This window comes from Bacillus sp. 3G2 (assembly GCF_044324725.1).
GTDB classification, from domain to species: domain Bacteria; phylum Bacillota; class Bacilli; order Bacillales; family Bacillaceae_G; genus Bacillus_A; species Bacillus_A mobilis.
Window position 1 is genome coordinate 4,658,711 of sequence record NZ_CP172246.1, and the last position, 16,549, is coordinate 4,675,259.

At 37.6% G+C, this 16,549-nt stretch carries 7 protein-coding genes; 1 reads left to right on the top strand and 6 read right to left on the bottom strand.

Translation table 11 applies throughout. From position 1 onward, the window contains the following. Positions 1-160: 160 nt before the first annotated feature. The 5 genes from pepA to ACHZK0_RS24095 form a co-directional block, all read right to left on the bottom strand. Positions 161-1,645, bottom strand: coding sequence for a cytosol aminopeptidase (gene pepA / locus ACHZK0_RS24075; RefSeq protein ID WP_395760955.1), 1,485 nt, complete (start codon positions 1,643-1,645; stop codon positions 161-163). A 129-nt stretch (positions 1,646-1,774) separates the two neighbouring features. Next, positions 1,775-2,401: a 3D domain-containing protein gene (locus ACHZK0_RS24080; protein ID WP_033656415.1), complete on the bottom strand. Its 627-nt coding sequence runs from the start codon at positions 2,399-2,401 to the stop codon at positions 1,775-1,777. An 86-nt stretch (positions 2,402-2,487) separates the two neighbouring features. Then, entirely contained in the window at positions 2,488-2,805 is a 318-nt protein-coding gene (locus tag ACHZK0_RS24085) for a YuiB family protein (RefSeq protein ID WP_000027018.1), read from the bottom strand. After that, on the bottom strand, positions 2,802-3,308 hold the full coding sequence (locus tag ACHZK0_RS24090; protein ID WP_395760956.1) for an NUDIX hydrolase: 507 nt from the start codon (positions 3,306-3,308) through the stop codon (positions 2,802-2,804). Before ACHZK0_RS24090 ends, ACHZK0_RS24085 begins: the two co-directional genes overlap by 4 nt. Before the next feature lie 122 nt (positions 3,309-3,430). Continuing rightward, positions 3,431-4,639, bottom strand: coding sequence for an NAD(P)/FAD-dependent oxidoreductase (locus ACHZK0_RS24095; protein ID WP_000856609.1), 1,209 nt, complete (start codon positions 4,637-4,639; stop codon positions 3,431-3,433). A gap of 462 nt (positions 4,640-5,101) precedes the next feature. Between ACHZK0_RS24095 and ACHZK0_RS24100 the strand changes: the two genes are divergently transcribed. Continuing rightward, positions 5,102-6,091: an NAD(P)/FAD-dependent oxidoreductase gene (locus tag ACHZK0_RS24100; protein WP_262741018.1), complete on the top strand. Its 990-nt coding sequence runs from the start codon at positions 5,102-5,104 to the stop codon at positions 6,089-6,091. A 108-nt stretch (positions 6,092-6,199) separates the two neighbouring features. On the opposite strand, the gene ACHZK0_RS24105 is transcribed toward ACHZK0_RS24100, so the two are convergent. Next, positions 6,200-16,414, bottom strand: coding sequence for an isopeptide-forming domain-containing fimbrial protein (locus tag ACHZK0_RS24105; RefSeq protein ID WP_395760957.1), 10,215 nt, complete (start codon positions 16,412-16,414; stop codon positions 6,200-6,202). Positions 16,415-16,549 lie beyond the last annotated feature (135 nt).

Sequence of the window (16,549 nt, forward strand, 5' to 3'; positions counted from 1 at the left end):
CCCCACCTAACTTCTTTGCTTTCGCTGAATTTTGAGGCGGAGGTCTTACTGCCCATTAAAGCGGGATAAAGTGAAACGATTTCATGTGGGATAAGACGACCATAGTCATCATAATAAAAAAGGCTGTTCCAACATGTTGGAACAGCCTTCTCTTATAATTTTATTCTTCTCCAAAACGTTCAACAAGTGTTGCAAGTGTACGTACCATTGCACCTGTTGCTCCAGCTGGTCCTAAATCATGCGCTCCTGATGTTTCAGATGTTCCAGCGATGTCTAAGTGTACCCACGGTGTTTCTTCAGCGAATTCGCCTAGGAATGTACCTGCCATAACTGCATGTCCTTCACGACCTGGTGAGTTATTTAAATCAGCAAACTTACTGTTTCTCACTCGTTCTTTATCACGATCAAAAATCGGTAATTGCCAAATTGATTCATCTGTTTCCATAGATGCCTCTAGCACTTGCTCAAACAACTCTTCATTGTTTGTCATTGCACCTGTCGTATGATTTCCAAGCGCAACAATTACACCACCTGTTAACGTCGCAACATCAATTAGATAGTTTGCACCTAGTTTTTTCGCATACGTAATACCATCAGCTAACGCTAGGCGACCTTCTGCATCTGTATTTAATACTTCAATTGTTTTTCCGCTCATAGACGTGATGACATCGTCTGGCTTAAATGCTGTACCACTTACAACGTTATCCGTTGATGGAATAACAGCGATCACATTTTGCTCCGGGCGAAGTTCACCGATAATTTCCATCGCACCTAATACAGCAGCAGCACCGCCCATATCACCTTTCATACCGACCATGCCTTCACGTGGTTTTAATGAATAACCACCTGTATCGTATGTGATTCCTTTTCCAACGAATCCAATAACATCTGTCCACTCTTCTTTTCCTTTATAAATAAGAGCGATCATTTTTGGTGGTTCAGTAGATCCTTGGTTTACTGCAAGCAACGCACCCATACCAAGATCTTCCATCTCTTCTTTCTCAAGAACTTTATAATCCATATCATACTTTTCCGCTAACTCAACAGCATACTCAGCAAGCTTTGTTGCTGTTAATACGTTTGGCGGCATATTTACAAGTGTACGAGCTGAATTTGTTGCATGTCCATGTACGTAGCCAACTGTTAACGCAGCTTCAATTTCGTGTGCATCTTCTGCTGTAATAGCCGTGAACTTCTCTAACTCTACACGTTCCTTTTGATCTGATTTATACGTTTGTAACTCATATGTACCAAGACCTTGTACCTCTGCTGCAATGTGAGCTACATCAATCGCGTCTAATTTCTCTGTTACGAAAGAATCAAGCAAGATTGCTGCATCTTGTACTTTTGCTGCTTGTAACGTTTTAAACGCCTTACCAAGAGCAGTACGCAATGTTTCTGTCGTATACGATTCTTTCTTTCCTAAACCAACGAAATAATAACGTTTCACATTTGTTTTCCCTAAACTATGTACTTTCGAAATAGCTTTCTTCTTCGTAGAAAGTTCTTTCTCTTCTAATAAAACTTGTAATTGTCCTTCAAAAGCTTTGTCCAGTTCTTGTACAAAACTACTCGTTTTCTCTTCTTCAAATAAGGCAACGATTACCGCTTCATGGCTTGCCAATTCTTTTTGTACTTGAAACATGTTCAGACCCCCCTAAATTTCTCTACTCTACCTTTATTATAACTTTATTTTCGATAAAATGCGACAATTCTAACTTCTACTATTACCTCTATTATGAAATAAAAAAAGTCTAGCGTAATTACCACTAGACTATCTTTGTTTTAAATATTGACCGCGAAACACTTGCATCGTTTCGTCTTGATTTAACATCGTTAACTCTTCCTCTGAAAACTTACCATCTCCAACTTTCACTACATACACATTTACTTTTTTCTTACCCCATTGGCTATAAACATCTTTCACCGTATCATAGTACAAATCAAGACGGTTTCCTTTTATTGCGCCACCCTTATCAGCTACTACACCATATCCATAACCTGGTACGAATAAAATTGTTCCAATTGGGAATACGCGTAAGTCCGCTGCGATTGTGGAATATAAATCCCTTTTCACCTTAACACCTGAATATGTAATACCATACTCCGGATGTCCCGGCCTCTTACCAGTTGACTCAATTCCTGACGTATAACCTGTTGCAGTCATTTCAATTGAACGATATTTAGACCAGTCTTTCGCCTGCTCTAAAGCATTTATCACTTCTTTACTCGGAGCAACATTTCTCTTAATTTCTGCTGCATGTACTTCTTTTGCACTCGTTCCCTCATACTTCTTTACAATCTCTAATAAAGAAACTCCTGTGAAAGCATTCCATGTTACGCATAATGCGGATACAAGTAAACAAGTCATCATAATGCGAATACAATATCGTTTTAACATTTTTATATTCCACACTCCTTCATCGTTAATCATTCCCTATACGATAAAGGAATATGCAAAAAAATAATCTCCAAATGAATTGGAGATTAAAACATTTGATATCCGCTTTTCCGGAGTTTCTTAATTACGATTCCTGCTAATGCAGCACCTACTAATCCAGTAGATAAAATAAACATATCTGCTTGTCCTAAATGCGATACACTTGTCCCAAATGAAGAAAATGTTTCTTTTGGCTTTGAAAAATAATCCCACACACTCGCCTTATTAATAATAAGCATACAAACAATTGGATACACAATAACCATTACCCACGTAGCTCGCAAAATCATGTTGAGTAAAAATCCAATTCCAAAAAACAAAATGAAAAATAACATCATTGAAATAAGTAGTACCGGTATACTCACTCTTTCTCCCTCTCCTTCGTATGCGCCGTAAATACGTGATAGGCGGTATAACCAAATTGTTCACCTGGATTTAATGTTTTGTCCATTTCAAGATGTAGTTCTGATTTTCTTTCTAACAAATATTTAATTAGTACAGACGTATTCGGATTGTCTGCAATCGTATCTGGATGTAGAAATGCTACTTCAGACAATTCTTTCTCCTGTACAATAATGTTTTCTCCTTCAGGCTCCAAAAGGAAAATAATCATATTATCACTAATCTCATTTCGAATCACGCCCGATCGAACACCAATGATTCCCTTCACATGAGCGACAATGCCTGTCTCTTCTAACACTTCACGTTTCACAGCTTCATCAACCGTCTCACCTTCATTTACAAAACCAGCCGGCAAAGACCATTTCCCCTTTAATCCACTGTACTTCTTCTTAACGAAGAGCCACCTGCCATCTTTTGTAGCTACTAGGCCACCGACAGCTAACCACACTTTCCCTCGTTTCTCCATGATGTAATACCCTCCTCTACCAGAACGGACAGAATATTCTTTCTTTTTATATATTATACTATATTTTTAAAATGAAAAAAGCAGAAACAGCTCTTAGCCGTTTCTGCTTTTTCTACTATATATTAAAAGAACTTTAATTTACCTTTTTTAAGAACTAATAAAGGTCCGCCTAATAAGAATAGGTAACGGTTATCGATTACTTTCTTCATGAAAGAAGCTTTCCAACCTGTTAACTTTTTGCCCATAACAACGCCCATTGCATCATCATGACCTAAAGAACATACAGATCCTTTATTATCGAATGCGAATTTCTTCATTTCGCCCTTGCCACGAACTAACACAGTTAAGTTGTGTGCAATGTTGTACCCTTGTTGAATTGCGATTTGTGCTGTTGGTGGGTATGGACGGTTAATTTCTTCGTTAATGATTAACGCTGCGTCACCAACCATGAATACCTCTTCGTATCCTGGAGCGTGCATGTACTCATCAACTTTTACACGTCCGCGCATTGCTTCAAAGCCAGACTCTTCTACAATACCATTACCACGAACACCTGCAGCCCAAACTACTGTTTCAGACTTAATTAATTCAGTATCATCGCCATTTGCAACGATAATACCTTCTTCAGTTGCTTCTTTAATTGCTGTACCGATGCGGAATTCTACGCCTTTTTTCTCAAGTTGTTTTACAGCGTATTCTACTAATGCTGGATCGAAACCTGGAAGTGCTGTTGGAGCAGCTTCTACACAGATAATACGTGCTTTTTCACGTGGTACATTGTACTCTTTGCAAAGTTCAGGAACACGGTTCGCAAGCTCACCTACGTATTCGATACCAGTAAATCCAGCACCACCAACAACGATTGTTACTAGCTCATCGCGTTGTTCAGTTGCATATTTAGCGAAACTAGCTTCCATATGCTCACGAATTTCACGAGTTGCATTAATGTTAGCGATTGAGAATGCATGCTCTTTTAATCCTGTAATTCCGAATGTTTCTGACTCGAAACCAAGACCGATTACTAAGTAGTCATACTCTAACTCGCCGTCTTTTAAGATAATGCGTTTTTCAGCAGCTTTAATTTCTACTACTGTGTCTTGTACAAAGTTCACTTTATTTGTATCAATAACGTCTTGAATATCTAGACAGATTTTTTCATCTTGTAATGTACCAGCTGCGCTCTCGTGTAACCAAGTCGCTTGGTAGTGATAGCTGTTGTTGTTTACTAACGTAATTTCAGCTTCATTTACAGATAATGCTTTTTGCAGACGAACAGTCGTAATCATCCCGCCATAACCTGCACCTAAAACTACGATTTTTGGAGTCTTCACCAAATCACAACCCTTTTCTTTATATAATAGTAATGAAAAATAATACCAAGTACTAAAAACTCTATTTGTCAAGAATGTGGAATTTATCACATTCTATATCATAACAAAACGCAGTCAAAAAATCGTACGAATTTTGTCATAGAAATTTAACATAATACTTCCCTATATTAGTCGGTTTTATTCCAGAATTCAAGCGTCTGGCGAATTATCAATATTTTAAAATAACATAGCGTTTTCAAGGGTTTTTCAGCCTTTTTTTCATGTATTTTCCTTTCACCATATTTTATACAATTTAAAAAGCATCTATGCGAAAACTTACACACAATTCAGTCGTTTTCAGAAGTATTATGAACTCAAATATGCTATCATTTATTTGAAAGTGTCATCATTTGCAGGATTTTCGTGTACATATGAACAATATATGAAATCAATATCAAAATTCCATCTATAGGGGGAATGAAAGTGGCAGAAAATCACAAAGTTTACGACATAACAATTATTGGTGGTGGTCCAACAGGACTATTCACAGCATTTTATGGCGGTATGAGACAAGCAAGTGTAAAAATCATTGAAAGCTTACCTCAACTTGGAGGACAATTATCCGCACTCTACCCTGAAAAATACATTTATGATGTAGCCGGATTCCCAAAAGTGCGCGCACAAGAATTAGTTGATAACTTAAAAGAGCAAATGAAGAAATTTGACCCAACTGTTTGTTTAGAAGAAGCTGTTGATACGCTTGAGAAACAAGCTGACGGTATATTTAAACTTGTTACGAATAAGCAAACTCACTATTCTAAATCAGTTATTATTACTGCTGGCAATGGTGCTTTTCAACCACGCCGCTTAGAATTAGAAGGGACAGCAAAGTACGAAAAGAAAAACTTACATTATTTTGTTGATGATATGAATAAATTTGCTGGTAAGCGCGTCGTAGTATTTGGCGGCGGCGACTCAGCTGTTGATTGGACAATGATGTTAGAGCCAATCGCTGACAAAGTTACAATCGTTCATCGCCGTGATAAATTCCGTGCGCATGAACATAGCGTAGAAAGCTTAATGAATTCTCGCGCAGAAGTAAGCACACCGTATGTTCCAGTTGAGCTCATTGGTGATGACAAAATTGAACAAGTCGTTCTTCAACACGTAAAAACGGAAGAAAAAATTATCATCGATGTTGATGATGTAATCGTAAACTACGGCTTCGTTTCCTCTCTTGGGCCAATTAAAAACTGGGGCTTAGATATACAAAAAAACAGCATTCTCGTGAACTCAAAAATGGAAACAAATATTCCTGGCATTTACGCTGCTGGTGACATTTGTACATATGAAGGAAAAGTAAAACTCATTGCTTGCGGCTTCGGTGAAGCACCAACAGCAGTAAATAATGCAAAAGCTTACTTCGATCCAAACGCAAAACTTCAACCAATGCATAGCTCGAGTATGTTTTAATATGTAAAATAAAGCTCCTTCCATACATGGAAGGAGCTTTTCTTTATATATTAGAAAACGAAAGCACAATGAATCCGATACATGATCGAACCCATTGCGCTTTTAAAATTACTGTTTTCTTCTTCTACCTAATATGAATAATACTCCGCCGACTAAGAATGAAATTCCCGCACCAACTGACATCATCCATGGAGACGCTGCCCCTGTTTTCGGTAATTCTCTTTCTACTTTTACTTGCGGCTCTTTAATCAATTTTTCTAGTCTTATTTCCGGATCCTCCGGTTTCACTTCTGGTTTCTTCGATTCTTCCGGCTTCACTTCTGGTTCTTTCGGATTTTCCGGTTTCACTTCTGGCTCTTTCGGGTCTTCCGGCTTCACTTCTGGTTCTTTCGGATTTTCCGGTTTCACTTCTGGCTCTTTCGGGTCTTCCGGCTTCACTTCTGGCTCTTTCGGATCTTCCGGTTTCACTTTTGGCTCTTTCGGGTCTTCCGGCTTCACTTCTGGCTCTTTCGGGTCTTCCGGCTTCACTTCTGGCTCTTTCGGATCTTCCGGCTTCACTTCTGGCTCTTTCGGATCTTCCGGCTTCACCTCTGGCTCTTTCGGATCTTCCGGCTTCACCTCTGGCTCTTTCGGATCTTCCGGTTTCACTTCTGGCTCTTTCGGGTCTTCCGGCTTCACTTCTGGCTCTTTCGGATCTTCTGGTTTCACCTCTGGCTCTTTCGGATCTTCCGGCTTCACTTCTGGCTCTTTCGGATCTTCCGGTTTCACCTCTGGCTCTTTCGGATCTTCTGGTTTCACTTCTGGCTCTTTCGGATCTTCCGGTTTCACCTCTGGCTCTTTCGGATCTTCCGGTTTCACTTCTGGTTTCTTCGGCTTAATGGAAACTGTCGGTTCAAGCGGTTTGTTTGTTGTATCTTCCACAATCGCTTTATTCACAATTTCCTCACCGATTTTAACCGTTTCTCTTACCTTCGCTTTAAAAATAATACTACGCTCTTTTCTATCCATAATGTCTAAATACGTAGCAGTTATTTTTCCAAATTCCATTTTCAACTCTACTGGATTTGGCTCAGCACCTTCAAATCTAAGACTATCTTGCACATATTCTAAACCGGTTGGAATTTCATCTTCTACCTTTACCACGGCTAATTTTCCGTTTTCTACCGTATTTTCAAAGCTAATTCGGTACTCGATTTCGTCCCCTAACTTCGGTTCATGATTACTTACTGTCTTCATTGCTTTTAACTTACCATCTTTATATTCTGGCTTTATTGTCGCTGTCGGTTCTATAACTGGATGGTTCGGATCATCCACATGAATAGTCGCTTTATTTGTTATTTCCTCTCCAACTTTTACTGTTTCTTTTACCTTCACTTTAAAGATGATACTTCTTTCTTTCGTATCCATAATGTCTGGATACTTTACTATTACCTTTCCACTCTCTACTGTAAGCTCTGTTGGTGCAGGCTTGTCACCTACAGCCTTCAAACTATCTTTCACATATTCTAAACCGGCTGGGATTTCATCTTCAATTTTCACATCAACTAACTTACCGCCATCTACTGTGCCGTTAAAAGTAATTCGATATTCGATTTCTTCTCCTAGCTTCGGTTCATGATTACTTACTTCTTTCCTTGCCTCTAGTTTTCCATCTTTATATTGCGGCGTAATTGGTATAAGTGACTCAACTGGCGGAGTCGTCGGATTATTATCATCCACAATCGCCTTGTTTACAATCTCTTTTCCTACTTGTACTGTTTCTTGTACTCGCACTTTAAAGATGATGCTTCTTTTTTTCGTATCTGTAATTTCCGGATACTTTGCTGTTACTTTTCCATGTTCAACATGAAGTTCTACTGGATTTGGTTCCGGTCCATCAGACTTTATACTATCTTGTACATATTCTAAACCGGCTGGAATTTCATCTTCTACCTTTACCTCTGTTAGTTTTCCGTTCTCTACCGTATTTTCAAAGCTAATTCGGTATTCGATTTCTTCTCCTAACTTCGGTTCATAATTGCTTACTGTTTTTTCTGCTTGTAATGCACCATCTTTATATTGAGGCTGAATAGCGATATTCGGTTGCTCTGGTGGGTTTATTGTATCTTCCACAACCGCTTTATTCACAATTTCGTCGCCTACTTTAGCTTTTTCTTTCACCTTCACCTTAAAGACAATGCTTCTTTCTTTCGTATCCGTAATTTCTGGATACTCTGCAAGGACAATTCCGTTTTTCACTTTCACATGCAACGGTTTCGGATTCTCTCCCTCAGCTCTTTCACTACCTTCTACAAGCTCTAAGCCACTTGGTAATTCATCCTTAATCTTCACCTTCGCTACTTTCCCATGCTCAACTACGTTACGGAAAGTAATTCGATACTCTACTTCTTCTCCTAATTTCGGAGCTGGATTATTTACTGTTTTCTCAGCTTTTAGTTTTCCGTCTTTATACTCCGGTGTAATAATCGCTTCTGGTTTTTGCGGTGGATTCTTCGGATTATGATCATCCACAATTGCCTTATTCACAATTAGCTTACCGATTTTTACTGCTTCCGTTACTTTCACCTTAAAGCTAATACTACGCTCCGCTGTATCAGTGATATTCTCATACTTCGCTGTAATTTTTCCAGCTTCTTCTTTTAACTCTACTGGATTCGGTTCATTACCTTCTGCTTTTAAACTATCCTTCACATACTCTAAACCAGTTGGTAATTGATCCTCAATTTTCACCTCGGCTAGTTTTCCGTTTTCTACCGTGTTTTTAAAACTAATTCGGTATTCTACTTCTTCTCCTAGCTTTGGATCTTTTTTACTTACCTTTTTATCAGCTTTCACTTTACCGTCTTTATACTGCGGGGTAATATCTACTTCTGGTTGCTCTACTGGATTTTTCGAATCATCCACAATCGCTTTATTTACAATTGCTTTGTCCACTTCCACATCATCTTTCACTTTCACTTTAAAGATAATGTTTCTTTCTTTCATGTCAGTGATATTTTCATACTTTGCGATAATTTTGCCAGCCTCTTCTTTCAACTCTACTGGCGCCGGCTTATCACCTTCTGCTTTTAGACTATCCTTCACAAATTCTAAACCAGACGGAATTTCATCTTCTATCTTCACCTCTGCTAGCTTTCCATCTTTCACCGTATTACTAAATGAAATGCGGTATTCGATTTCTTCCCCTAGCTTCGGTTTATGATTATTTACCTTTTTATGAGCAGTAATTTTACCGTCTTTATATTGCGGGGTAATTTTAGCTGTCGGTTCAGTTATAGGATGGTTCGGATCATCCACATGAATAATCGCTTTATTTGTAATCCCCTTTCCTATTGCAGCTGAATCTTTCACCTTCACCTTAAAGACAATACTTCTTTCTTTCGTATCCATAATCTCTGAATACTTTGCCGTTACCTTGCCATTTTCTACTTTCAACTCCACTGGCTTTGGCTCTTCACCATCAGCCTTTTCACTTCCTTGTACAAACTCTAATCCAGCTGGAATTTCATCCTCTAGCTTCACTTCTGCTAGCTTTCCATCCTTCACCGTATTATTAAAAATAATTCGATATTCGATTTCCTCGCCTAGCTTCGGTTCGTGATTACTTACTTCTTTTCTCGCCTCAATTTTTCCATCTTTATATTGCGGGGTAATCGGTACGTAAGGCTCTTCTGGCAGATTTTTTGTATCATCCACAATCGCTTCATTTACGATTTCTTCTCCCACTTTTACGCTTTCTTTTACCTTCGCTTTAAAGACAATGCTTCTTTCCTCTGTATCTGTAATTGCTGGATATTTTGCCATTACCTTATTATTTTTCACCTGTAGCTCTACTGGTTCCGGTTTAGAACCTTCTGCCTTGATGCTGCCTTCTACATACTCTAAACCATCTGGTAATGTATCCTTTATATTTACCTCTGCTAGTTTTCCGTTTTCTACCGTGTTTTTAAAGCTAATTCGGTATTCTACTTCTTCTCCTAGTTTTGGTTTATGATTATTCGCCACTTTCTGAGCAGCAATCTTGCCGCCTTTATATTGTGGGATAATTGCCACATGAGGCTTTTCTGGCTCATGTGTTGTATCTACTACAATTGCCTTATTGACAATTTCCTTACCTATTTCTGCCTCTTCTTTTACCTTCACTTTAAAGACAATGCTTCTTTCTTTCGTATCCATAATTGCTGGATACTTTGCCATTACCTTACCGTTTTCCACTTTCAGTTCTACTGGACTCGGTTTAGAACCTTCTGCCTTCACACTGTTCTCCACATACTCTAATCCAGCTGGTATTTCATCTTCTACTTTAACCTCGGCTAGCTTCCCGTTTTCTACCGTGTTTTTAAAACTAATTCGGTATTCTACTTCTTCTCCTAGCTTCGGCTTCTTATTGTTTACAACCTTCTCTGCTTTCAACTTACCGTCTTTATATTCTGGAGTGATTGTTACTTCTGAAGTCGTTGGATCTTTCGTATCATCAACAACTACTTTATTGACAATACCTTCACCAACTTTGAAGTCTTCTTTTACTTTTGCTTTAAAGACGACACTTCTTTCTTCTGTATCCGTAATCTCTGGATATTTGGCAATTACTTTGCCATCTTTCACTTGCAGTTCTACCGGCTCTGGCTTAGATCCTTCTGCTTTCACACTTTCTTTCACATACTCTAAGCCCTTCGGTAAAGTATCTTCTATTTTTACCTCTGTTAGTTTTCCGTTTTCTACCGTGTTTTTAAAGCTAATTCGGTATTCTATTTCTTCTCCTAACTTCGGTGATGGGTTATTTACTACTTTTTTCGCTTCAACTTTTCCATCTTTATGCTGCGGCGTAATTTCTGCTTTTGGTGTTTCTGGTTTGTTTTTTGTATCATCAATAATTGCTTTATTGACGATTTTTTCGCCGATTTTTACCTCTTCTTTTACTTTCACTTTAAAGGTAATACTTCTTTCTTCCGTATCCGTAATCTCTGGATACTTCGCCAGTACCTTACCGTTTTCCACTTTCAACTCTACTGGATTTGGTCCGGCACCTTCTGCTTTCACACTGTTTTCTACATACTCTAAGCCTTCGGGTAAAATATCTTCTATTTTCACCTCTGTTAGCTTTCCGTTCTCTACCGTATTTTTAAAGCTAATTCGGTATTCTACTTCTTCTCCTAACTTCGGCTTCTTATTGTTTACGCTTTTCTTTGCTTCAACTTTTCCATCTTTATGCTGCGGAATAATTTCTGCCTTCGGTGTTTCTGGCGGATGTTTCGTATCGCTCACAATCGCTTGATTGACAATTGTATCGCTCACTTTACCTTTTACTTTCACTTTAAAAGTAATACTTCTCTCTTTTGTATCCGTAATCTCTGGATACTTCGCCAGTACCTTGCCTTTTTCCACTTTCAATTCCACTGGATCTGGCTTAGAACCTTCTGCTTTTAAACTATCTTTCACGTACTCTAAGCCATTTGGTAAATCATCTTCTATTTTTACCTCTGTTAGCTTTCCATGTTCTACCGTATTTTTAAAACTAATTCGGTATTCGATTTCTTCTTCTAACTTCGGCGCTTGATTATTTACCATCTTTTTCGCTTCAAGTTTTCCATCTTTATACTGCGGCGTAATTTCTGCTTTTGGTGTTTCTGGTTTGTTTTTTGTATCATCAATAATTGCTTTATTGACGATTTTTTCGCCAACTTTTACTTCTTCTTTTACTATCACTTTAAAAGTGATACTTCTTTCTTCTGTATCCGCAATCTCTGGATACTTCGCCAGTACCTTACCGTTTTCCACTTTCAACTCTACTGGATTTGGTTCGGCACCTTCTGCTTTCACACTGTTTTCTACATACTCTAAGCCTTCGGGTAAAATATCTTCTATTTTCACCTCTGCTAGTTTTCCGTTTTCTACCGTGTTTTTAAAGCTAATTCGGTATTCTACTTCTTCTCCTAACTTCGGCACTAGATTATTTACGCTTTTCTTTGCTTTCATTTTTCCATCTTTGTGTGATGGCGTAATTTTTGCTTCTGGCTTTTTTGAATCTTTCGTATCATCAACAATTGCCTTATTGACGATTTCCTTGCCTACTTCCGCTTCGTCTTTCACCTTTACTTTAAAGACGATACTTCTTTCTTTCATATCCGTAATATTTTCGTATTCAGCGATAACTTTTCCATCTTTCACATGTAACTTTACTGGAGCCGGTTTATCGCCTTCCGCCTTTTCACTATCTTTTACATACTCTAAACCGTTAGGGATTGTATCTTCTATTTTTACCTTTTCTAGTTTTCCGTTTTCTACCGTATTCTTAAAGCTAATTCGGTATTCAACTTCTTCTCCTAGTTTTGGTGATCGATTGTCTACTGTCTTCTTCGAATCAATTATTCCATCTTTATATTGCGGAGTAATTCTTTCTTCTGGCTCAATCGGTGGATGTTTCGTATCATCAACAATTGCTTTATTGACAATCTCTTTACCTACTTTTGCTTCTTCCTTCACCTTTACTTTAAAGACGATACTTCTTTCTTTCGTATCCGTAATATCGATATACTTAGCTTTAACTACCCCAGCTTCAACTGTTAATTCTACTGGACCCGGTTTATCGCCTTCAGCCTTAATACTATTTTCTACATATTCAAGACCTGTTGGAATTGTATCTTCTACTCGCACCTCTGCTAGTTTTCCGTTCTCTACCGTATTATGAAAACTAATTCGATATTCGATTTCTTCTCCTAGCTTCGGCTTTTCATTATTAACTACCTTTGTAGCGGCAATTACACCTTTTTTACTTTGCGGTGTAATAACAACCTTTGCATCAGTCGGATCATGTTTCGGATCTTTTGCAACTGCTTTGTTTACAATTGCTTCTCCTACTTTTGCCGTCTCTTTTACTTTCACTTTAAAAACAATACTTCTTTGTTCCATATCCGTAATTTCTGGATATGTTGCAGTTACTGTACCCTTCTCCATTTTTAGCTCTACGGGCTCTGGTTTTACACCTTCTGCTTTCAAACTATCTTTCACATATTCAACACCTTCAGGCAACGTGTCTTCTATCATTACCTTTTCTAGCTTTCCATTTTCTACCGTATTATGAAATGTAATGCGGTATTCCACTTCTTCACCTAGTTTTGGTGTTTGATTCGTTACGCTTTTATCTATGGTTACTTTACCGTCTCTATAACCTGGCGTAATTTTTTCTTCTGGATGCTCAGACTGCCCATTCGGATCGCTCACAATTGCTTTATTAACAATTGTCTCTCCTGCTTTTGCCTCTTCTTTTACTTTCACTTTAAAAATGATACTTCGTTCTTTTGTATCTGTAATCTCTGGATATTTTGCGATTATCTTACCATTCTCTACTTTTAGCTCTACTGGATTTGGGCCAGCACCTTCTGTTCTCTCACTACCTTGAACAAATTCTAAGTTAGCTGGCAGTTCATCTTCTACTGTGACTGCCTCTAGTTTTCCGTTTTCCACCGTATTTTTGAAGCTAATTTGGTATTCAACTTCTTCTCCTAGCTTCGGCTTATTATTCGTTGCCATTTTCTTTGCAGCAATTTTACCGGCCTTATACTGTGGTGTAATCTTTTCTTCTAGATTCTTTGGTGGATTTGTTTTATCACTAACAATTGCTTTATTAACAATTTCTTCACCAATCTTTGCAGTTTCTTTTACTTTCGTTTTAAAGACGATACTTCTTTCTTCCATATCCATAATTTCTGGATACTTTGCAATTACTTTGCCATTTTCAAATTTCAGCTCTACTGGCTCCGGTTTTGCACCTTCTGCTTTCAAGCTATCTTTCACGTATTCAAGATTACTTGGTAATTCGTCTTCAATCGTCAATACATCTAGACGTCCATCTTTTACCGTATTTTTAAATGTAATACGATACTCTACTTCATCACCTAACTTCGGTGTTTTATTAGAAGCTATTTTTCTCGCCTCTATTTCTCCCGGAACTTCTTTTGGAAGCGTAACCGTAACATTTGCATCATCTGCAGTTTCATAATTTACCTCGGTACTATCTTTTCCCTTTACCGCAACGATATTTTTTATTGTTGTATCTGATTGTACAGAAGCTTTCACTTTTACTTTAAATGTAATAATAGCACTCTCACCAGGTTTTAAAACACCGCCGTCTTTAGCATCTGCCCCTTCACCCATACGGAAATCAATTTGATTATTTACAAACTCTGCTTCATCATCGCTTGCATTATCTGTTTTATTTCCTTTATTACTTCCAGAAATATATTGTATAGATTCCGGAACATACTCTAAACGATCATCTAATTTATCAAAACCTTTTACATTAGATACAGGTGCTTGGTTATTTTTCGTATCATTTTTCACTTCAATTTGATACGTAAACTCTTCACCAGCTTTAATTTCCTTAACTTCTTTACCAGCACTATCTAACGCCTTTTTATCAACTTGTAAGTTTGGAGCATTATGTTCTGTAACAAATGTAGCGTTATTTAATACGTAAATATCACCATAGCCATTATTTGCTCTAAAACGCATTTTTGCTTCTTTTAAATCATTTTTCACTTGATTCGGTCCTTCAAGATGATACGTATGAATGTCAGTACTGAATGAATTCGTCCAATCCGGATTATATCCTGGATATTTTTTCGTAACAAACTCGTTAGTACCGTCTACTTGTACTTCTGTCATAGACGAATCATTCGCATCATTATCTTTACCGTTAATATTTTTTATCTTTATATATCCAGCACCAAAATCATATTCTCCATAATCATATGCATATCCATCTTTCTCAGCTGGATCACCTTGCGATGAAAAATAACTAAATTTCGCCTTAAAAGTACCTTCTTTGGGTGTATTTATTTTATTAACACTAATATCTGTCCAGGCTGTACTTTTTTGAGAGACTAGCCCTTCCCAAATCTTCATGTCTTTTACTGTTTCTTTATAGTTTTCATAAACTAATATAAGATTCCAGTTGCCCCAGTAATAGCCACCACCATTTTCAAATTTAATCTGTGGTACATTTGCAACTGTCACTGTTTGAGAAATTCCTTGTTTGAGAATTACATTCGTCACATCAGCATATGCAACATATCCCGCGCCACTACTATAATGATTTGCAATATACGGTAAATAATCTGCTTTTCGTATACTATCAGCACTTACTTCAGCGTATTGCGTATTTCCCATTTTTATTTTAACCGGCTGTCTTACATCTTCATCGCTAACTCTATAATCTTTCCTTGCATCACTTGGAGTCCCCATAGCTGCTGTCCAAAATAAATACGCCTTTTTCACTTTACTTCCAGCAGGAATATTAGGAAAAGCTCCTGTTGACGAATTAAAAGTACTATCATCGGTATCAACATCCACAGTCATTTTATTCGTCTTATACCCCAGACTTTGTCTGCCATAATGATCGGTCGTCAAACCAAGCGTCACATTACCAGTCTGCACTAAATTACCAGCAGCAATTGTAGAATACAGTGGATCTCCAAACCCTTGCTTATCTCCTGTTTGGATTTGAACCTTTGAAGCATTTTCTGATGCAGCTTGTACTTCTGTATCACTCTGCTTTGTCGCTGCAGGCGATTGTTTTTTCTCTTTTTCTAGTTGTTTCTCATCTTTAGCTACTGGTTGCTTTACAATTTCTGTGTTGGATGTAGGTTTATTTTTATCTTCTACAGATACTTTTAATTTTTCATCCACTTCTTTAGTTTTAGCATCAGCCGGTGACCCGATATTTTTCTTACTACTGTCAGCCTCATCATCGGCATTAGCTTCAACCTTGTCTTCAGAAGGAACCCCTTCAACATCTACAGACATGCTACCTATTTGCACTTGATCTTTTTGCACACCAATCTTTTGTTTGTATTCTTTATTAAAATGCTGCGTGCGACTAGCTTTTATTAACACAGTCATTTTTTCGTGAGATTTTAAATCTTGAATTTTAAGATTAGAAGAAAGAAGCTTTCCTCCCTTATCTTTTTCTTCAATATAGTAATCATTTACCTTATTTTCAGGTAACTTCTCTCCGTTTACTTTCATAGATTGAGGAAGAAACATAATTTCATTGTCATTATTTTGTTTCATCACCAATTCTTGAATTGGTGTATCTCCCGTATTTTCAATCGTATATTGAAATACGTGCTCCCTCTTAGCTACTTCTCCCCTATATATTTCAGCATTCACTTGCTCTGCCTTAATTCTCACATCATTTCCTTGTAACTCATCCCAGCTTTTTTTATTTATCTCTGTAGCAAAAGCGCTAGGTGAAGGTAATATGATGGATAGGAGAAGTGTAATCATTGTTACGACATTAAAACATTTCAACACTTTTTTCATATTTTCTACCTTTTCTCCTTTCTATATATTTGCTATCCGTCTACTTCATTTCAGTACCCATTTCATCGAGTAGCCGAAAACATAGCAATATATATCCACTCGCAACAATCCGTCCTACGAAGATGTATCATTGAA